Here is a 20,247-nt window from a genome sequence, read left to right as displayed (position 1 = left end):
GCCGTTACTGATCGTGAGACTAAGCTTCGAGGAGCAATAGCGGCAAGTATTGCCGTTATTCTAGATTTAGATTGGTGATGATTGCTTTCACTTAAAGATCAATTAAAAAGATCAGTAGGCAGTAAACAACAAAAACAATGGATGAGCGGCTTCAGCTCAACCATTGTTTTTGTTTCACTTAAGTACAGAGCTTAACCTAGTCATCAGCGTGGGCTTCATCCCGAATCTCGTTTCTAAAGCCTGTAATCGCGTCCCGACGGTTTTCGTTCTTGTTGGCGAGAGTTTGCTGCTCGTCGGGAGCAATCTCTTCGGAGTGCTCGCTTAAGTAACTTTCCGATTCCTCTAGATTGTCAATCGTGTTCTGTACGGCCTCTTGCAGTTTTTCCACGTTATCCGAACGGTCGTCTGGTTTTGCCAATTGAAATCCCTCCAAATGTTGTTTAAGGCCGCTTGCCCGTCGAATAGTATGTTATAAATATTGATTTTTTAGTCGCATTTACAAAAATAATGAAAAGCATACCTCAAGGTGATTTCTCCTTAACATTCATCCGTTATCTTTAAGAAAAACGGTTATGAGAGAGGGGAATCACAAACGATGGATACGGGCTCCCACCTGCTTTTTGGGGTCACATTAGCTGGTTTATCGCTATTCCATCCCGATGTTGCTTCTTCGTCACAGCTGGCTGCGGCTGTATTATCCGTTACGCTTGCCGGATCCCATGCTCCGGATCTGGACTCCGTTGTTCGGTTCAAAAGTCATGACGCCTATCTGAAGCATCACCGAGGCTTGAGTCATTCTATCCCCGCTTGGTTTATATGGGCTGGAATGATAGGAGGCTTAGCTGCATGGGTGTGGGGATTTGGCGAGCACATTCTATTGTTGTCCAGCTTCGCATTACTTGCAGTTGCGATACATGTCCTCTTCGATTGGACGAATGCTTATGGCGTTCAGTGTTTGCTTCCCTTCAGAAAGGCATGGCTTCATCTGGATGCCCTATGCTTAACGGATCCATTCCTGCTCATTATTCATGCTTCAGTCGGAATAGGGGGGTTAATGGGATTATGGCCTTACGCACATTGGGCATGCATTGGAGCATGGGGGATTACGATTGCTTATGTTGTATGGAGAGTTATCCATCATGAGGTAGTTATTTATAGAGTGAAAAGGAGACATCGAGGCTGGCGTGCGATTCATGTTCTTCCTGGCTTGTGGTGGTTTCGATGGCAATATGTTGTACAGACGGACAAAGGGTTTGAGATGGGGGTGGTCGATGGCAGACGGTTATTGCCTTCCCGCAATATCCCTTTCAGCGCGCCTCATGCTTGCATAGAAGCCTCGCGGTATGTGGCTGCCGTCCAAACCTTTCATGATTTCGCCAAACGCAAACACGTGAGCTGGAAAGAGCATCCGGATGGCGGATACTTGGTCACGTGGACGGATCTTAGGTTTTGGCGGGAGAAGGATTGGCCGTACCGCGCGGAAGTTCGACTAGACGACCAACTTAATGTACTCACGGAGCGGATCGGCTGGTACAAGAGAGCTTGGGAAGCCCCATATGTGTAATGAATGAATTAGCTGTTTCCATAAACCATCCCCGTGCAAACACGTTCTCCATGAGCGGTCTGAGCGGGGATGGTTTTCTCGTTTCAGCTAAAAAAAGTTTCCCGGGAAAGCGCATAAGGCGACAGGAAATGTCGCAAGCCCGTGTAATAACTGCGAATGGAGGGAGTTGCGAGAGTTCATTTCTTGATAAAATGTCGAAAACAGACACAGTCTCCCGTTGCTGGGCGAACATATATTCTGTACAATGTAAGATATAGAATAAGAGGTGAATCGCCATGAATCCGTGGACGGAAAAGACGGAGTCGGTGGAGGAGTGGCTGGGACTGCTGCGAAGCCGGCCTGAGCTGATGGAGAATGTGACATTCTGGCATACCCAGCCGGCACGCCCGCCGCGTACGGTCCGGTTACCGGAGCTTGTACACCCTAAGCTGGCACAAGCGCTAGCCCAAAGGGGCATCACAGAACTTTATACCCATCAAGCGGCTTCATTCGAAGCTGTTGCTAAGGGTAATCATGTTGTCACAGTTACGCCTACTGCGTCTGGTAAGACGCTTTGCTATAATTTACCGGTGCTGCAGACGCTGCTGCATGACGACAGCGCTAGAGCGCTCTATTTGTTTCCGACAAAGGCGCTGGCACAGGATCAGGTTGCGGAGCTTCAGGAGCTGGCGAATCTGATGGAAGCCGATATAAAAACACATACATATGATGGAGATACACCTCCAACCGTAAGGCAGGCGATACGTAACGCGGGCCATATCGTAGTCACGAACCCGGACATGCTTCACTCCGCTATTTTACCCCATCATACGAAATGGGTTAAACTGTTTGAAAATATTAGATACATTATTATCGATGAGCTCCATGCATACCGGGGAGTATTCGGAAGTCATGTGGCAAACGTCATTCGCAGGCTGAAGCGCATATGTCGGTTTTATGGGAGCGATCCGCAATTTCTGTGCGCCTCAGCGACGATACGGAACCCGCAGGAGCATGCAGAGCGACTAATCGGTGAAGCCGTCGCTCTCGTGGATGACAACGGGGCACCGGCAGGCGAGAAACACATGGTTTTCTATAATCCCCCCGTAGTGAATAAACAGCTCGGCATCAGACGAAGCAGCGTGCTTGAATCGCAGAAGCTGGCCGCAATGCTGCTCAGGAGCGGCATTCAGACAATTGTGTTCGCGCGCAGCCGTGTTCGGGTCGAGATATTGCTGACGTATTTACAGGAAAACATCAGACACGAGCTGGGCAAGAAGTCGATACGAGGTTATAGGGGCGGATACTTACCCAAGCTGCGCAGGGAAATTGAACGCGGACTCCGCAATGGCGAAATTCGCGGCGTCGTCAGCACGAATGCGCTTGAGCTTGGTATTGATATCGGCCAGCTGCAAGCATGCGTCTTGAATGGATATCCAGGGACAATAGCGAGCACTTGGCAGCAATCTGGCCGGGCGGGAAGAAGACAGGGAAGCTCCGTCACCTTCTTAGTGGCCAGCAGTAATCCGCTGGATCAGTATCTGATCCAAAATCCGGACTACTTCCTTGGGCGTCCGCCGGAGGAAGCGCGAATCCATCCAGATAACCTGCTCATCCTTCTCGATCATCTTAAATGTGCGGCTTATGAGCTCCCGTTCGAGGAAGGAGATACCTTCGGCGGCGAGAAGCTAACGGATCTGCTGGAGTTTCTGACAGAGGAGAAGGTGCTGCACCGAGTCGGTAACCGTTGGTACTGGATGGAGCAAGCCTTTCCTGCTCACAGTATTTCTCTTCGTTCTGCAGCTCAGGAGAACTTCGTGATTATCGATCGGACAGAGGGTCATCGAGTTATTGGCGAAGTGGATCGTTTCAGTGCGCCTACATTAATCCACGAAGAGGCGATATACCTGCATGAAGGGGTACAATATCAGGTGGAAAAGCTGGATTATCCGGAGAAGAAGGCCTATGTTCGCGAAGTAAACGTTGATTACTTCACCGATGCGAATCTGGCGGTCGAGCTGAAGGTGCTTCATGTTGATCTCGAGATGACGAGCGGGGCATTAGAGCGGCAATACGGAGAAGTCACCGTCATGGCCAAGCCAACTATATTTAAGAAAATTCGCTTAAGGACCCATGAGAATATAGGCTCAGGACCCATTCATTTGCCGGAAGAAATTCTTCATACGAGCGGTTATTGGTTTTCCTTCTCCGAGGAAGAATCCGCTCGAAGGAGTGCCAATGATATGCAGATGGCATTGCTCGGATTGGCTAATGTCATGGGACATTTAGCGCCTTTGCATTTAATGTGTGATCCGATGGATATTCGCGTCGTGCCCCAGGTAAAGGCGCTGCACACGAAGAAGCCTACGATTTACTTCTATGACCGTTACCCAGGCGGTATCGGACTTAGCCAGCGATTATATGAGAAGCATGATGAATTGATTGAGGAAGCGCAGCGTTTAATTGAAGGCTGCAGCTGCTTAAGCGGATGTCCGGCTTGTGTAGGACCGATTGAAGAAGTTGGGCTGCTCGGCAAGGATTTGGCATTGTCTCTTCTTGAGCGGACGAGGACAAGCTTATGAGCGGCTTAAGAGAGCGTCTTGGCAGGCTGCGTGCCGATTCGTCTTACCCGGCTAATTCGATTACGGAAGCATTAGACGCAGGAACATCCGATACCTCCCATGAGGATTTCGTTCACCCGGAATTCAGCAAGATCGGAGTAGAGCTTCTTAGTAATGAGTGGGGTCAGTTTCTCCTGCGCCGATGTGTCTATCCGTTTCCCTATCATCATGGCCGTCATGAGTTAGCTGATTTGCTTGACTGTGCCGGGCATCTTCAACCGGTAGCCGCTAGGCAGAATCAGAAGACCGAGCCTGTTGACATCGACGTCTATAACCTGCTGTTCCTGGATACGGAAACGACAGGGCTTGGCGTAGGCACTGGGAATGTTCCTTTTATGATCGGGTTCGGCTATTATACCGAGCAAGCATTCGTAGTCGAGCAGACGCTTATCCGTCACCCCGGTGAAGAGAAGGCCATGTTATCCTATTTACTCGATCATATGAAGAGTAAGAGTCATCTAGTCACTTATAATGGACGAACCTTTGATTGGCCCGTCCTCGTCAATCGTTTCATACTTAACGGCTGGAGAAGAAGCGGTCCAGAGCCGGGACATCTCGATTTCCTGCATCCGTCCCGGGCACTTTGGCGTAACACTCTTCCCTCATGTAGACTTAGTATGATTGAAGAAGCAAGACTAGGGATCCGAAGAGAGCTCGATGTTCCCGGCTCATTGGCACCCGCATTGTATTTTCAATACTTAAATGACCAGAATCCTTCCCATCTTCATGGGGTATATACTCATAATGAGAAGGATGTTCTTACCTTGGCTTCTCTGGCCGTCCATTTCGGATTGTTGCTTAGGGGCATGCCGCAGTTGGAAGAGTCCGGCGGGCCGGAGGGGGAGGAGCTGTTCCGAACCGCTTGCTGGCTGGAGCAGCATGGCAATTCGGCCGAATCAGAGCGTTTGTTCGCGGCGCTTAACAAGCTAGAGGAAGCGGGAGACGGCAGCGGCTGGAGCTTAGCTCTGGCAGCGAGATATAAGCGTGCGGGACAATATGAACAGGCATTGCCTTTATGGATAAGGTCAGCCGAGCATGCCGAGAAATCCGTGCTTCCTAAGCTAGATGCTCATGTAGAGCTGGCTATCTATTATGAGCACCGAGCCAAGCAACTATTAATGGCATTAAGCTACGCAGAAAAGGCGTTAGAGCTCGTAAATCGCCGCTCGAGATTGAGCAGAGATGCAGATAAGCGCAAGGAAGAGAAGGAAGCCTTGCAGCATAGAGTATCGAGGCTGCGGAAGAAAGTTAATGTCTGAAGAAGGGGAACACAATGCATGAGGCTTATACGGGATAAGTTGAAGAGCTGTCCAGCACCGGATGCCCTGTTGTTCGACCTCGATGGCACGTTATACCGCGGGAATGAAAGGATTCCGGGAGCAGGCCGTTTGATCACAGACCTTCAACAGAGAGGAATGGCTTGTTGGTTTGTTACGAATAACTCAACAAGAACCGCAATTGAGGTTGCGGAGCACCTGCACGCGATGGGAATACCGGCAGAGAAGGAGAAGATCGTCACATCTGCATTGGCTGCAGCCTATTATGTACGTGAGCATTATCAAGGCTCCCGTACCTTCGTAATCGGTGAAAGAGGCTTACAGGAGGCTCTCCGCGGAGAAGGCATTCAATTGCTGACGGGCGAAACGGAAGATCGGATTACGGCTGAACTGGTTGTACAAGGGCTTGACCGGAATCTGACCTACGAAAGTATACGTTTAGCGGTTAAGCATCTGCTGGGCGGAGCCGTCTTCGTCCAGACGAATCCCGATCGCTTACTGCCGGTTGATAGGGGATTTCTTCCAGGAGCGGGAAGCATCGGGGCAGCGCTGCAGGCAGCTTCGGGTATAGAGCCTATTGTAATCGGGAAACCCTCTAAAATCATGATGGATTATACACTTAAGCTGGCTGGAGTCACTCCTGCTCGAGCATGGGTCATAGGTGATAATCCTTATACGGACTTGGCAGCAGGCCGCAACGCTGGCTGTCCATCGATTCTGGTTCTGACAGGGTTATGTACTGCAGACAATTGGCAGGAGCATTGCCAGGCTGCGGGAGTAGAGCCGCATGCTGTCTGTGATGGACCTGACGAATTTGCGGCAATACTTGACGAGTGGAATACGAAATAGTAATGATGTAGTTATTGTATTAAATGCAGTTATGATCAGAAGGGAAGAAAGCATATGCCGGAATGGCCGGAGATGGAGCATTATCGAACTCAATTATCGCCGCTGATTAGCGGACAGAAGGTTACAGGTATTGTCGTTAACCGTCCAGCTACCATTAACGAGCCCGTAGATGTATTTACAACTGCTTTAATCGGACGAAGCATTCTATTCGTCGAACGCCGAGGAAAACACCTGTTATTTCATCTAGATGACGGAAATCGCCTTCACCTTCATCTTATGCTTGGCGGCTGGCTCGCTTATGGCGAGCATGGTCCGAAGAAGGATAGCCATTTCCAGGTCATCTTAACCTTCGGGGACGGCTTCTCGCTTTATTTCGGAGGACTGCGCCTGGGGTACTTGCACCGCATCAGCGCCAAGGTCGTCATTGAGCAGATGAAGGAGCTCGGACCCGATCCTTTTGACTCCAGGTTGACGCTTGAAGCGTTCCACAATCGTATGGCAGGGAAGAGGGGGAGACTCAAGACAACGCTTACCGATCAACGTTTTTTGGCTGGGATAGGCAATTGTTACAGCGATGAAATTTGCTTTGATGCCAGAGTCCATCCTGCTTTTGCTGTGAATAAGCTGGACCCTTCCGTCTCCGAACGGATCTATCGATCGATGCATAAGGTGCTTCAAGAAGCTAAGGAAGCGGGAGGATATATGGATCATCCGCTTACCCCTGAAGATACCGTAACAGGCGGCTACAATAACCAATGCCGCGTATATGACCGACAAGGGGAGCCTTGCTACGATTGCGGGAATGAAATAAAGTTCGAGACATTAGCAGGCCGCAAAATGTTCTTCTGCCCCAACTGTCAGAAGGATTCATAAGCTAATGAGGGTCGGTAGTCATGTGAGTACAAGAAACGGGTATCAGAAAGCGGCCGAATATGCCGTGAGTATAGGCGGGAATGCTTTTCAATATTTTCCGAAAAACCCTCGTACCCTTTCACCTAAGACGTTTGACCGGAATGACTCGCAGAAATGTGCTTCATGGTGCGATGATCATGATATCTTGTCTATCGCTCATGGACCGTATCCTGTTAATCCGGCAGCGGAGGGAGAAGCGGCTTTGAAGTCCGCATTATGCACGCTTAACGATCTGGAAATCGCAGAAGCTTGCGGATCCATCGGTGTCGTCGTTCATTTCGGATCTTACAAGGGACAAGAGCCATTAAAGGGATATCAGAATATAATAAAATGGATCAACAGCGTAACTTCTATTTGGAGAGGTAAAGCCAAGATCCTGTTGGAAAATCAGGCAGGCGATCATGGGCCGATGGGGACAACGCCAGAGGAATTAATGCAAATCCGCGCCTTATGCGATTCGCCGGAGCAAATCGGTTTCTGCCTGGACACTTGTCACTTGTACGCTAGCGGAGAGTGGCGGCAGGGAGAATGGCAAGCTTTCGCGGATCGCGCTGCGAAGCTAGGCTTCTGGGATAACGTATCTGCGATTCACTTGAATGATTCTCGATACCCGGCAGGCTCCTGTAAAGATCGTCACGCGCCGATAGCGAAGGGCTGGATTGGAGAAACTGGATTTCGCGAGCTTTTAGCTACACCGGTGTTTAAACAAGTGCCGCTCTTATTGGAAACACCCGCAAGCGAGGACGGAACACATCGTGATCAATTGATTGCCGTACATCAATTGTCTGGGGGGAATTCATATGATTAACGTGTATTTGGATGACGTCCGCCCTTGCCCGCAGGGCTTTGTCGCGGCACGTTCGGCAGAGGAATGTTTATTGTTGCTAGCGGCAAGTGAGGTTAACCTGCTGTCTCTCGATTTCGAGCTTGGGATGGGTCAACCGAATGGACTCGCAGTTGTGCATGGGATCATTGCCAGCGGCAAATATCCGAAGGAAATATATGTTCACTCCTCCAGTCTCTCTGGCAGAGCCCAGATGGTTTACGAATTTAGAGCCGCCAATCCGCTTGGCGTCATTATCCATGATGGACCGATGCCTCTATCTATTCAAGAAGCAGCGGCAACGGGAGAGCCACGCAATGCGTGAATGGGAGCCTGCTAACTGGAAACGGGATTGGACTTTTTCTCCCGCACCGTTTGCACTTTTTGTTCATACACCTCTCTGTGGAACCTGCAAGGCGGTAAGACGGATGCTGGAGGTTGCAACTGAGATTGTACCGGATATACCGATAATGGCTGCCAATGTGAACCATATGCCTGATATGGCTCAGAAGTTTCAAATCGAGAGCGTACCATGCTTGATGTTCAAGCGCAAGGACGGAACCTGGCATAAACAATACCGTTTTCCCTCTGTAACAGAGCTAGTGGATCGGTTGAGAATCGAGAGTGAAAATAAATGATACAATTGAAGGGTATAACCTTCCGGAGGGACGAGCGTAATATACTTCGCGGCGTAGACCTGAACGTGAAGCCGGGAGAGCAGTGGACATTGCTTGGACGCAATGGCTGCGGGAAAACAACTGTACTGGAGATGATTACGGGTTACGAGTTCCCAACATCAGGTACCGTAGAAATACTAGGCAATCGATACGGGAAGTGTGATGTCCGAGAGGTGCGTAAGAAAATTGGATACATCAGCCCTAATATTATTGAGAAAATGACGTTAACGGACCCTGTCTGGGAAATCGTCGCCGGGGGAGCATTCGCTTATTTGCGATTATACGAAGAAGTGTCGGACGATATACGCGAGCAAGCATACATAGAGTTGGAACGCGTTGGGATGCGTACGGTAGCAGAACAATCATTCGGTACATTATCGCAAGGAGAACGGAAGAAAATATTGCTGGCTCGTACAATGATGGCTTCTCCCGAGCTGCTTATATTGGACGAACCTTGTGCGGGTCTTGACCTGTACGAACGCGAACGATTTCTTCATGCGTTGTCTGATTTAGCGACACAGAAATTGTCGATGCTGTATGTGACTCATCATATTGAAGAAATTACGCCTATGTTCACCCACGTTGCATTAATGGCTGAGGGACAGATCATAGCTTCGGGACATAAGCGGGATGTATTAACATCGGCGACGCTGGAGAAGGCATACGATTTGCCTCTCCACATTGAGTGGCAGGATGATCGGCCTTGGATCCAAGTGGGGAGAGTGGAACAGCGATGATTACTTTCGTCGGAACGGCGAACCCGGGTTTCGCTCCTTACGCAATGGAGGAGCTAAGACGCCGTATTAGAGGGACAAAGGTGTCCGGATTGGCACCAGGAGAGACATTCACCTTTACGACAGGTGAGGATGATCCACACGAGGCTGTCAAAGAGTTGCTTCGAGACGAGCCAATCTTTCTTCGTCATATGTTTCCCATAGAGACGGAGAGACAAGCAACCGATAGTTTAGACAGTACTGCTAATGAACTTCAAGAATATGCAAGGACGTTAGCAGATCAAGTGAATGGCCGCAAGGTAGCCATTCAGGTACGTAAAGAGCAGAACAGCCCGTTTCCGTATACCTCTGCAGAAGGAAGAGATTGCATCATCCCGGTAATTCAGGACCTTGGCGGCGAGACGGTTGCTCGCGATGCGGATTGGATCATTTCCATCTATGCCACGAAGAAGCTGCTTTATATGGGCTGCTCCGCTCCTCGTGACAACTTGTCAGATTGGCCGGGTGGAGCTGTTCGCTTCCGGAAGGATGAGGGACTGATATCACGTGCTGCATTTAAGCTGCTGGAGGCAGAACGGGTTTTCAATATTCCACTCGATAAATTCTCCAATGCGTTAGACCTAGGCGCTGCTCCCGGGGGCTGGACATCCGTTCTGCTGGAGAGAGGGTTAAAGGTCACGGCAGTCGATACCGCCGAGATGGACCCTTCCCTGGAAAGGCATCCTATGCTTCGCCATATGAGGAGTAATACTGCAGATGTATCCTTCCCTCCGGGTTCTTTCGACTTACTGGTGTGCGACATGAGCTGGGACCCGTATCGCACCTGCCGCCTAGTATCGAATCTGGCTCCTGCCTTAACAGCTGGAGGATCCGGAATCATTACGTTAAAGCTCATGTATCGTAAGCCTTTTCAGAGCATACAGGACTTGATGGAGGACTATAGCGAGTTCTTCGATATTCGCAAGGTTAAGCAGTTGTTTCACAACCGCGAAGAAGTTACAATGTGGGTGAAACGCAAATAAATAAATTCCGTTACGGGAAAGCATCCCGCATCCGGGAGGAGCCTTGAAAGATGAGGCTGCTCTCAATGGTGCGGTTTTTTGTTGTTTATCTCATGCCGAGAAAGGAGAATGTCTTTGAACAACGGTCGACAGGATGAATTGGAGCTGCAAGCAGGAGAGCTGTATGGGGAACGTTACCGAATTGTTATGCAGATCGGTAAAGGAGGTATGGGACGTGTCTATCTAGCTGAAGATATTCGATTAGGGGGTAAAGCGCGAGCTCTAAAGCTGACGAAACCCTTGACCGATGAACGCCGCTCCTTTCTTCCGGAAGCACAGATGTTAAGTGAGCTCGATCATGCCCATCTCCCGGCTATCGTAGACTATTATCCGCCTAATGAAGCGGGTGTAGCTTGTATCGTTATGGATTATATTGCAGGAGATACATTAGCGGAAAGGTTCGAGCGTTATCGCTTTAGGCTGCCGTTTGATCTAGTTCTGAGAGTTATGGTTCATTTGTGCGACGTGTTAATTTATTTGCATGGACAGAATCCGGCTATTGTGTTCCGAGATTTGAAGCCTGCGAATGTGCTGTTAGATCGACATAATAATGCCATCTTAGTAGACTTCGGAATTGCACGCAGGTTTCAAGCAGAGAGACAAAGCGATACCCTGCAGCTAGGGACACCCGGATTTGCAGCTCCTGAGCAGCTAAGAGGAGAGCAGTCTGATCATCGAACGGATCTGTATGGATTGGGCGCATTAGCCTATCACTTGTTATCGGGCGGTCAATTCGCCTTACGGCATCGTGGAGAGATGAAGCGTGTACTTCAAGGAGATGTCCCGAATGCATTCTGCCTCCTATTGGAGAGAATGTTAGCTCATCGTGCGGAAGACCGACCTCAAACCGCAACAGAGCTAAGTTTAGAGCTAATAAGTATAAAACAACCTAACGTAGGCTTTGAGCTCTTCAACGACATGGCGCATGATAATGACAGACCCCAATCCAAGATGTTTTCTTCATTTTCCGAGCAACGGGAACAAGTTACAGTCATCGCTTTTGCTTCTGCCTATCCGGGAGCCGGAGCGACGTTTGCTTCACTGGCCTTCTCCTCAGCCTTATCACGTTCAGGGATCTCGCATGCTCTTGTTGAATGCCCAGGAGGAGACGCAGAGTTATATGCATGGCTAGACGGATCTAGACGAATGCCCAAAGGGGCAGTGTTCGCAGAAGCAAGCGGCCAACAAGCAGCTGCTCCGGCATGGCGCAAGGGCAATGTTTCTTATTATCCCACGCATCCTGAAGAAGCCGAGATAGCTGAACCGAATGGTCTTTTTGCAAGTTGGCTTAGAAGGCTCGGAGTTCCCATTGTTCTCCTGGATGTATCTGACCTTTGGGAGGGAGGAGCATTTATGGAGTGGCTGGCTAGAACAGTAGACCGAGTTTGGATAGTTGGAGATTGCTATCCTGCCAAATGGTCTAACAGAAGGCAAGTCGCGGCTATGGAGTTTTTTAAGTACGCAGACCAACATGGGTTACAAACGGGCTGGATCGCGAATCGAGACCAAGCTTTCCGGGACCGAAAGCAATGGCTGTCGCTATTTCCCTCCTATCCCCTGGCACTCCTACCGGATCTCTCGAGTCAACCGTTATTAAATGCCTTATGGAGTGGAGAGGGTATGCCGACAGATACCCAAACCTGTCAACTATTAGACACTGCGTTTCAAAAGCTGATCAGCTCGATTACAAAACGCAGATAAGGAATTTAGCATGGATTCGGTCGAATTTCCACAGCTGTGACAGTCATGTTACAATGACTAAGGGAGATTTCGTCGGATTGGGGAGAATACGGAATGGGGAACAACCTTTATCGTTCACTAGAAGTTGGTTGGACTGCACTTAAATTAGGGTTGACATCATTCGGGGGACCTATTGCTCATATCGGTTATTTCCGTGAACAATATGTTATGCGCAAGAAGTGGTTATCAGATGATGCCTTCGGAGATTTAACCGCACTTTGCCAATTTCTTCCCGGGCCTGCAAGCAGCCAGCTTGGTATAGCCATTGGCATTAAACGTGCGGGTTTGCTTGGCGGCTTGTTGGCTTGGCTCGGATTTACGTTGCCATCTGCTCTTCTGCTCGTTGCCTTTGCATTCGGAATGCAGGGAAGCGGGTTCGTTGATACCGGATGGCTGCAAGGACTGAAACTGGCCGCTGTAGCTGTTGTAGCCCAAGCGGTATGGAGTATGTCGCGTACGCTAACGCCCGACCGCCCTCGTATTCTCATGGCGGCATTCACCGCAAGCTTTGCTCTTCTAATTCCGGGTACGATAGGGCAGCTTGCTCCTATAATCCTATGCGGAATTGCAGGAGCTTGGATGGTAAAGCCAATGCCGGTTGCGCCATCAGTCGGTGAACAGAAGGAAGTAAGGTGGCTTATCGCATGGCTAAGTCTTATTATATTTGCGAGCTTGCTTGTCATTCTTCCTTTAATTGCTGCATCTCAGTCTAACCCATTGTTTCAGCTTGCTGACATTGGCTATCGCGCGGGGTCGCTTGTGTTTGGCGGCGGTCATGTCGTATTGCCTATGCTGCATGAGAACATGATTTCCACAGGGCTGGTCAATGATCAGCAGTTTATGGCAGGTTATGGCGCCGCTCAAGCTGTTCCAGGTCCACTCTTTACTTTCGCAGCTTATATAGGCGCTGTTTCAGCCTCTGGCATGGAAGGTATAATAAGGGCGGCGGTTATACTCGGGTTTATATTTCTGCCTTCGTTCTTATTGGTCGTTGGAGTTATGCCTTTCTGGTCTAAATTACGCACACATCGTGTCACAAGGGCCGTATTGGCCGGTGTTAACGCATCGGTTGTAGGCATTTTACTTGCTGCGTTATACGACCCGGTTTGGACAAGCACGGTGAAGGACAAAATGGATTTTGTGTTTGTTCTAATCGGCTTTTTACTTATCGTCATTTGGAGATGCCCACCTTGGTTGCTTGTCATGACGGCTGCTGCCGGAGGATGGATCTTACTTACGTGAGGTGATCGTAGTGAACAATGAAAATATTCTAATAGTTGAAGATGAAGATGCGATCGCTCGGATTCTACAGCTGGAGCTAGAGCACGAAGGGTATGGCGTAGGAAGAGCCTCTGATGGTCGCAAAGGACTTGAGATGGCTGTATCCGGGGAATGGGATCTTGTGCTGCTCGATGTGATGTTGCCGGAATTAAATGGAATTGAAGTGCTTAGACGATTAAGGCAGAACGATGCTGCTGTTCCCGTCATCTTGTTGACGGCTCGAGATACCGTGCCCGATAAAGTAAGCGGCTTCGAGACGGGAGCGAACGACTATATTACGAAGCCCTTCGCAATGGAAGAGTTACTTGCGCGGGTGCGGAACCTGCTTCGAATATTCAAAGCATCCCGAGAGGGAGAAAGTGACGATGTATTGCGGATCGGGGATTTGTCGATAGAGCTTCTAACCCGGAAGGTTTACCGGAAGGATCATTCCATTGATTTAACTCCTCGGGAGTTCGAGCTGCTGCTCTACTTGGGCAAGCACAAAAATGGAGAAAAAACCCGTGACGAAATTTTATCAGATGTCTGGGGTTATGAATATATCGGTGACACGAATGTTGTGGATGTGTATATTCGTTATTTACGGCAGAAGATGGACAAAGGATATAGGCATAAGCTGCTGCACACCGTTCGCGGAGTTGGTTATATGCTGAAGGAGCCAGATGCATGACGCTTCGTTCGCGCTTTACGTTATTTACCGTTTTCTGGCTTATATTTATTCTCATTCTTTACAATATCTTCGTTTACTTCTTCGTCATACGGGTAACGACGCGCGGTGAGCTGCAGCTTCTGGCTAACAAAGCCGACTTGGTTATTGAGACCTTGCGCCAACAGGGGATGGAAGGAATAGAGGACCCCAAGCTTCTGAGCGATTTGTATAATTTCAACGAGATGATGCGGATCGTCACTGGATCCGTTAAAGTTGTTAACATGGTTGGCTCGGATGAGCAATTACTGTCTATTCCACCACAGATGCAGTCGTTCTACCTATCGGAAACCAGACAAATCGGCGGTCAGCGGGTGCTGTATTTATCGGTTCCCTTTTTCGAACAAGGTCATTTAATCGGAACGGTGGAAGCGGCCCGCCGCCTTACTGTTCTCGATAGTTATCTGCAAATCCTGGTCGGCGCGCTAAGCGTGACCAGTATTGGTGCGATCGTATTCGCGATCTTCGGTACCTATTGGTTTACTACGCGGCTGACCGGACCCATCGGACAGATGGTTCAGACGATGCGGGAAATTGATCGAAGCGGTAAATTATATCGGGTGAAGTTAAACGGGCGCGAGGAATCGGTCGAGCTTCAACAAATGGTCCGTGCATTTAACCAGATGATTGATCGCTTGGATCGTACGATTGAACAGCAGAAGCATTTCGTAGCAGATGCGTCGCATGAGTTAAAGACACCGCTGACGGTTATATCGAGCTATGCGGATATGCTAAAGCGGTGGGGCAGAGATAATGTTGAAGTGCGCGATGAAGCTATTGAAGCGATAGCTAAAGAGACGGAACGACTTCAGAAGCTTATTCGATCGATGCTGACCTTAGCAGAAGCGGAGCAAGATAGCTGGCTGAGTATTTCCCGATTTGATGTTGCCATTGTCGTAAGAGATCTCTCCGAGGTGCTTGGAACTACGTTCCAACGTGACATACGGGTACACTCCGACGGCCAATCGGTGATGATGAGAGCAGACAAGGATAAAATTAGGCAGCTCCTGATGATCTTGATAGATAACGCGATCAAATATAGCAAGGAACCCATTGATATCCGCATCAGAATTAACAAGCAGGGGATAAAGCTAGAAGTGACAGATTACGGTATCGGTATACAAGAATGCGATATCCCCTATATGTTCGAGCGGTTTTACAGGGTTGATGAAGCGCGTCATCGTTCTACAGGAGGCAGCGGTCTTGGTCTTTCCATAGCTAAGAAGATTGTTGATCTCCACGATGGCAAGGTAGAAGTGTATAGTAAGCCAGGTCATGGCACGACGATTTCCATACAGCTGCCTCGTAATGGCAAAGTCTCAAGCACATAAACAAATAAAAACCGGCGATTCGGAATTTCCCGAATTTGCCGGTTTTTTGAATGCAACTTTATTTCGAATCTAAGCGTTTATTAGCTATAAGATGAACATTTTGGATTGATTTCATTCATTATCTGATTCCTCTGCCAAGGAATTGGTTAAGAATGAATTAGAGGACACGACGAGCGGTAACGTAATGTGAACTCCAATAGCCCGATTTTATTGTCGAGAACTTGACACCGCCTGCACCGTAAGTGTGCAACATTTTGCTGTTTCCGACATAAACGCCAACATGACCGATTTTGCTGCCCGTACGAGCAGTATTAAAGAAAACAAGATCACCTTTTCTCAAATTTGCTTTTGCAACTCTGTAGCCTTTTTTGGCTTGATTGCTCGATACGCGCGGTAATTTCACACCATATTTACCATAAATATATTGTGTGAAGCTGGAGCAATCGAATGCGGAAGTGGAACCAGACGGTGCTCCAAAACGATATTTAACTCCTAAATATTTTTTGCCTAGGGTAATAATCTTGTCCGCTTTGCTAGTTGCTGCGGAAGCTTGAGGAGCTTGTCCCATTGCAATGCCTGTAAAACCAATGACAGCACAAAGGCTGAAGCTGACTACGTTTCGGACGATTGTGTTTTTGAAGCTCATGATGTGATTCCCTCCATCGTAATTGTTTTCAGGTGCCATGTTGTTGAGTATAACAAAACCATAGACTCCTACTAATTCCCAAGGAGAGAGAAAAAGTAGGCATGAGAACGCTTTAAAGCTCTTTCTTAGAAATGAATGAGAATTTTCTCATAATATTCACACATGCCATGCAATCGGATTCGAACTTGCTCCGTATCATCCACCTACTATATTATAGGGGATGAGAACGGTTTATTTGTGTTTTACAACGCTCATCAGTCGAACGAGGAAGGCGCGTTCACCTAAGAGGGAGTTAGAGAAATGGAGTATATACGTGTAAGTTCGATAGAAGATTCGCATTCTGCAGCTATGCATCAATTAATGAGTGTGAGAATCATTCCGACATTTTGTTATTACCCATTTAACCGATGAATATCACATTTCTGGGTACAGGCGATTCCATGGGAACACCAAGAATTTATTGCGATTGCTTTGTATGTGAAGAGGCGCGGACCGGAGGCAATAATATTCGTTTTCGCTCTTCACTCTGGTTGGAGGCGGAGGGAGAAGAACCGCTTCTTCTTGATTGCGGACCAGATTGGCGGATGCAGATGGAGCGGATGGGTGTTCGTCAAGTGTCACAGGCCTTGATGACACATGCGCATTTCGACCATATTGGAGGATTGACGGAGTGGGCGGATAGCTGCAGGTGGACGGAAAAGACTGCACGGCTTTTTGCACCACAGGAGGTTCTGAATGATATAAGGATTCGATTCCCATGGATTGAACGGCAATTGATTATGAATGACAATGATAAGGGAATGCCTTATGGAAAATGGCTAATTACGCCATGGAAAGTTAATCACGGGAAAAACGGTTATTCCTACGCCTACCACTTCGAGAATAAGGAAGAGGGAACCAAGTGGGTATACTGCTCGGATTCCATTCATTTAACGGAACAGCAAAAAGCACCTTTAAGCGGATTGTCGCTGCTGGTGCTCGGGACAAGCTTTGCGGAGGAGCCTTATCCGATGGATACTCGTTCTGTATACGATATGAAGGAGGGTTTGGAGCTGGTTGAGGAGGTAAATCCGAAAGCGGCTCTATTTACTCACCTATCCCATGATGTAGACGTGAACAAGGACTATAGATTACCTAGCAATGTCAAATTAGCATTAACCGGTATGAACATTGTTATTTAGTCTCGGCTGCGAATAACAAGGAGCATACCGGAAGTAACAGTGATCAAACCTGTAGGCGCATCTAGTACATTACTTATTCCAATTGAATAGCCCAATTTTAATGTGGCGTCATAAAGAGGGTAGCGGAAGCCTTCCAAGGTTACGCCAGTGACCTCAGGAGTGATTGGAAGCAATGAGGTGTACGGAAATTCAGCATGGGCCTTCAAGTGGAAACGATCGATACAAAGGCTAATGATATTATTTTCATCGATGAGTGTTAGTTCGCAGCCGTGTTGCGCAGCTTGTCTAAGTAAATGGACATTAGCGAGGCCGTGATCGAAACGAGTCCCGAGAGCCCCAAGTATGAGAATTTCACGATAACCTCTAGTCATGGCCTCTCTTAACGCCAGCTCTGTATCAGTCCAATCCTTATGAATTGGATCACAGGTTATTAGTTCTATTGCGGTATCGGCTATTCGTTGCAATTGATCCGGAAAAACGGAATCGAAATCACCTAAAGCCAAATGAAGGGGATATCCGTTCCGAATTAAGAACTCGGCCCCGCGATCAGCCCCGATAAGATAGTCGTTGGATTTCAAATAGGTGAAAGCCCATAGTCCAAGGTTACCACCTGTGAAAATGAGGGCGCGCGTTTCTGGTTGCGAGGACATGAGGTAATACCTCCCTAGCTGGTTTAGTACATAGTCCGTCATTCCAGTATAACGGTAAAAAGACCGTTGCGGAACTGTCGGATTTCCCGCTACAATGTTTAATAAATGTCGAAACAGATTAGAAATACTGGCGGCAATCTGCAGCTAGAACTGCAACTGGAATGTGCGAGGAGAGCTTAAGTTGGAAGAATGGGATATTTTTCATGTGTTTAGCTTGATTGGAACGATTGCTTTTGCGGTGAGTGGGGCTCTCGTGGCAATGGAAGAGGAATACGATATTCTGGGCGTATTCGTGCTAGGATTAGTAACTGCTTTTGGCGGCGGAGTTGTACGGAATTTGCTCATTGGAGTACCCGTAACGACATTATGGAGTCAAGGTCTCTTCCTTAAGACGGCGGGAATCTCGATCCTTATTATATTTATATTGCCGATCCATTGGTGGATCCATCACTGGAAGCGAAGCGAAGCCTTCTTCGATGCGATCGGTCTTGCTGCTTTCGCCATTCAAGGCGCGTCATTCGCGATACAAGCCAATCTTCCTTTAAGCGCCGTGATGGTTGCTGCGATGCTTACCGGGATTGGCGGAGGAATGATCCGGGATATCATGGCAGGCCGTAAGCCTCTAGTTCTCCGGGATGAGATCTATGCAATGTGGGCAATCGGTGCGGGACTGGCGATTGGTTTAACCCGTATTCAAAGGCCTTGGGAGCTGCTTACGCTATTCCTGATCGTCGTATTGTTCCGTATGTTATCCGTGCATTATAAGTGGAAGCTGCCTCGTCGCTCCTTGCATACAGCTGCGCGGAAAAATGTTGGAGGTCCATTATGAGCTACTCCGTGTTATTCGTTTGTTTAGGAAACATTTGCCGTTCGCCTATGGCAGAGGCTGTATTTCGCGACCTAGTTAAGCGTGAACAGCTTGATAAGCTGATTACAGTTGATTCCGCAGGTACAGGTGATTGGCACTTGGGTCGTCCTCCGCATGAAGGAACTCGGGAAGTGTTGGATCGCTATACGATTTCCTACAGCGGAATGAAGGCACGCCAGCTTACTGCTGCAGACGGTGGCAGCTTCGATTTAATTGTCGCGATGGATACTCGCAATGAACAGGATATTAGGGAGAAGCTTGGCTTGTCCGCTAAAGCTGAGATTATTCGATTTCTTTCATTACTTCCGGAGTCGGGAATTATAGATGTTCCCGATCCTTATTATTCTGGCAACTTCGACGAGGTGTATGAGCTTGTCAAGGATGGCTGCATCAAATTGTTGGAAAAGGTGAAGGAGAGGCTTGATAATGGAAGATAAGTCCGAAAAGCCCGATGTGCGCGAGAATTCCGGTAAGTTCGAGGACGATATTAACGAGACGGCCGAGAAGCTTCCTTCCGCGCCTTTACCCTTGTCTTTCCTGCATTTCCGGGTCGTTACACAAGAGGAGTTATCTCGCCGTTTAGTTCCAGTTAAAGATTTAACCCAAGATGCTGCGCAGCTCTATCGTTTGGTGAAAGATTCAGAAACGGGAGAGCATTATTTGCATTACGGGGTTTTTCATTTGAATATAGCCGGCGGCGGTATAGAGGAGGAATACCACCATCTGCTCCCATTGGAGCATGATGATGTAATTGCGCTTGCACTTGGAGCACCCTTGTTCGAGTATCCGCAGCAATGGGGAAAGCCCTATCTGCGCAATGGACCCCATGGAGGATTCGTTTGGTACGATCCAAGCGGTGTCTCCGATGACGAGCGAGGATTGGCTGAAGCTGAGGCTTATATTAAGGAACAGCTGATCGCCTTTCGGAAGCAAGGGGAGCATAGCGAGGAGGCTGTGAAGAAGTTTCTTGAAGAAATGGACAAACACCTTCCTCCTGATCGGGAGTAAATGCGCCGGGATGTTGGTTGCTGATTCTCCAATGGCTCCTCATTGCCAGACTCCCATCAGAGATGGGCAATAGCAACGTATAGCCATAAGTCGAACAGAACCAACATCCCTTTGCATACATAGTGAAGCAAGTTCGCTCATTGTCGTAAAAAGTGACAATGGAGAGCCGAAAGACACATACTGCTTGCTCATTGTCGTAAAAAGTGACAATGGAGAGCCGAAAGACACATACTGCTTGCTCATTGTCGTAAAAAGTGACAATGAAGAGCTGAAAGCCACATACCGCACGCTCATTGTCGTAAAAAGCGACAATGAAGAGCCGAAAGACACATACCGCAC

The 20,247-nt window shown here is 48.4% G+C and carries 21 protein-coding genes; 18 read left to right on the top strand and 3 right to left on the bottom strand.

Going from position 1 to position 20,247, the window contains the following annotated elements; all coding sequences use genetic code 11:
- Window positions 1–196: 196 nt before the first annotated feature.
- On the bottom strand, window positions 197–418 hold the full coding sequence (gene tlp, locus ACESLK_RS20260) for a small acid-soluble spore protein Tlp (protein ID WP_373231522.1): 222 nt from the start codon (window positions 416–418) through the stop codon (window positions 197–199).
- A gap of 177 nt (window positions 419–595) precedes the next feature.
- Here tlp and ACESLK_RS20255 point away from each other — a divergent pair, with 177 nt between their 5' ends.
- From ACESLK_RS20255 to ACESLK_RS20190, 14 genes are all read left to right on the top strand, one after another.
- Window positions 596–1,564, top strand: coding sequence for a metal-dependent hydrolase (locus ACESLK_RS20255; protein WP_373231521.1), 969 nt, complete (start codon window positions 596–598; stop codon window positions 1,562–1,564).
- A 275-nt stretch (window positions 1,565–1,839) separates the two neighbouring features.
- Window positions 1,840–4,125, top strand: a complete 2,286-nt coding sequence (locus ACESLK_RS20250) for a DEAD/DEAH box helicase (protein WP_373231520.1) — start codon at window positions 1,840–1,842, stop codon at window positions 4,123–4,125.
- A complete protein-coding gene (locus ACESLK_RS20245) occupies window positions 4,122–5,423 on the top strand; it encodes a ribonuclease H-like domain-containing protein (protein ID WP_373231519.1) in 1,302 nt (433 codons plus the stop codon). The genes ACESLK_RS20250 and ACESLK_RS20245 overlap by 4 nt, the downstream gene beginning before the upstream one ends.
- Window positions 5,424–5,441: 18 nt before the next feature.
- Entirely contained in the window at window positions 5,442–6,290 is an 849-nt protein-coding gene (locus ACESLK_RS20240) for an HAD-IIA family hydrolase (RefSeq protein WP_373231518.1), read from the top strand.
- 54 nt (window positions 6,291–6,344) lie between these two features.
- Window positions 6,345–7,163: an Fpg/Nei family DNA glycosylase gene (locus tag ACESLK_RS20235; RefSeq protein ID WP_373231517.1), complete on the top strand. Its 819-nt coding sequence runs from the start codon at window positions 6,345–6,347 to the stop codon at window positions 7,161–7,163.
- Window positions 7,164–7,185: 22 nt separating this feature from the next.
- Window positions 7,186–8,010, top strand: coding sequence for a deoxyribonuclease IV (locus tag ACESLK_RS20230; RefSeq protein WP_373231516.1), 825 nt, complete (start codon window positions 7,186–7,188; stop codon window positions 8,008–8,010).
- Window positions 8,003–8,350 carry a cyclic-phosphate processing receiver domain-containing protein gene (locus tag ACESLK_RS20225; protein WP_373231515.1) on the top strand — a complete coding sequence of 116 codons (348 nt, stop codon included), beginning with the start codon at window positions 8,003–8,005 and terminating at the stop codon, window positions 8,348–8,350. The genes ACESLK_RS20230 and ACESLK_RS20225 overlap by 8 nt, the downstream gene beginning before the upstream one ends.
- On the top strand, window positions 8,343–8,663 hold the full coding sequence (locus ACESLK_RS20220; RefSeq protein ID WP_373231514.1) for a thioredoxin family protein: 321 nt from the start codon (window positions 8,343–8,345) through the stop codon (window positions 8,661–8,663). The genes ACESLK_RS20225 and ACESLK_RS20220 overlap by 8 nt, the downstream gene beginning before the upstream one ends.
- Window positions 8,660–9,439 carry an ABC transporter ATP-binding protein gene (locus ACESLK_RS20215; protein ID WP_373231513.1) on the top strand — a complete coding sequence of 260 codons (780 nt, stop codon included), beginning with the start codon at window positions 8,660–8,662 and terminating at the stop codon, window positions 9,437–9,439. The genes ACESLK_RS20220 and ACESLK_RS20215 overlap by 4 nt, the downstream gene beginning before the upstream one ends.
- Complete coding sequence (locus ACESLK_RS20210) at window positions 9,406–10,458, top strand: SAM-dependent methyltransferase (RefSeq protein ID WP_373231512.1); 1,053 nt, start codon at window positions 9,406–9,408, stop codon at window positions 10,456–10,458. The genes ACESLK_RS20215 and ACESLK_RS20210 overlap by 34 nt, the downstream gene beginning before the upstream one ends.
- Window positions 10,459–10,572: 114 nt before the next feature.
- On the top strand, window positions 10,573–12,198 hold the full coding sequence (locus ACESLK_RS20205) for a serine/threonine protein kinase (protein ID WP_373231511.1): 1,626 nt from the start codon (window positions 10,573–10,575) through the stop codon (window positions 12,196–12,198).
- 93 nt (window positions 12,199–12,291) lie between these two features.
- Window positions 12,292–13,479, top strand: a complete 1,188-nt coding sequence (gene chrA, locus ACESLK_RS20200) for a chromate efflux transporter (RefSeq protein WP_373231510.1) — start codon at window positions 12,292–12,294, stop codon at window positions 13,477–13,479.
- A gap of 10 nt (window positions 13,480–13,489) precedes the next feature.
- Window positions 13,490–14,188, top strand: a complete 699-nt coding sequence (locus ACESLK_RS20195) for a response regulator transcription factor (RefSeq protein ID WP_373231509.1) — start codon at window positions 13,490–13,492, stop codon at window positions 14,186–14,188.
- The gene (locus tag ACESLK_RS20190) at window positions 14,185–15,555 is read left to right on the top strand and encodes a sensor histidine kinase (RefSeq protein WP_373231508.1); all 1,371 of its coding nucleotides are present in this window, start codon (window positions 14,185–14,187) and stop codon (window positions 15,553–15,555) included. The genes ACESLK_RS20195 and ACESLK_RS20190 overlap by 4 nt, the downstream gene beginning before the upstream one ends.
- Before the next feature lie 157 nt (window positions 15,556–15,712).
- On the opposite strand, the gene ACESLK_RS20185 is transcribed toward ACESLK_RS20190, so the two are convergent.
- On the bottom strand, window positions 15,713–16,201 hold the full coding sequence (locus tag ACESLK_RS20185; protein ID WP_373231507.1) for a C40 family peptidase: 489 nt from the start codon (window positions 16,199–16,201) through the stop codon (window positions 15,713–15,715).
- Between the two features lie 407 nt (window positions 16,202–16,608).
- Between ACESLK_RS20185 and ACESLK_RS20180 the strand changes: the two genes are divergently transcribed.
- On the top strand, window positions 16,609–17,382 hold the full coding sequence (locus tag ACESLK_RS20180; protein ID WP_373231506.1) for an MBL fold metallo-hydrolase: 774 nt from the start codon (window positions 16,609–16,611) through the stop codon (window positions 17,380–17,382).
- Here ACESLK_RS20180 and ACESLK_RS20175 read toward each other — a convergent pair.
- The gene (locus tag ACESLK_RS20175; protein WP_373231505.1) at window positions 17,379–18,032 is read right to left on the bottom strand and encodes a thiamine diphosphokinase; all 654 of its coding nucleotides are present in this window, start codon (window positions 18,030–18,032) and stop codon (window positions 17,379–17,381) included. The genes ACESLK_RS20180 and ACESLK_RS20175 overlap by 4 nt on opposite strands.
- A gap of 181 nt (window positions 18,033–18,213) precedes the next feature.
- On the opposite strand from ACESLK_RS20175, the gene ACESLK_RS20170 reads away from it, so the two are divergent.
- From ACESLK_RS20170 to ACESLK_RS20160, 3 genes are read left to right on the top strand one after another with little or no spacing between them, the layout of a single operon-like run.
- Complete coding sequence (locus ACESLK_RS20170; protein ID WP_373231504.1) at window positions 18,214–18,861, top strand: trimeric intracellular cation channel family protein; 648 nt, start codon at window positions 18,214–18,216, stop codon at window positions 18,859–18,861.
- On the top strand, window positions 18,858–19,337 hold the full coding sequence (locus tag ACESLK_RS20165) for a low molecular weight protein-tyrosine-phosphatase (RefSeq protein ID WP_373231503.1): 480 nt from the start codon (window positions 18,858–18,860) through the stop codon (window positions 19,335–19,337). The genes ACESLK_RS20170 and ACESLK_RS20165 overlap by 4 nt, the downstream gene beginning before the upstream one ends.
- Window positions 19,327–19,908: a hypothetical protein gene (locus tag ACESLK_RS20160; protein ID WP_373231502.1), complete on the top strand. Its 582-nt coding sequence runs from the start codon at window positions 19,327–19,329 to the stop codon at window positions 19,906–19,908. Before ACESLK_RS20165 ends, ACESLK_RS20160 begins: the two co-directional genes overlap by 11 nt.
- Window positions 19,909–20,247: the final 339 nt, after the last annotated feature.

The sequence above is a fragment of the Cohnella sp. genome, assembly GCF_041640265.1.
Lineage (GTDB): Bacteria > Bacillota > Bacilli > Paenibacillales > Paenibacillaceae > Cohnella.
The sequence above is the reverse complement of the archived record's forward strand: the minus strand, read 5'-3'. Positions and strand labels throughout refer to the sequence as shown.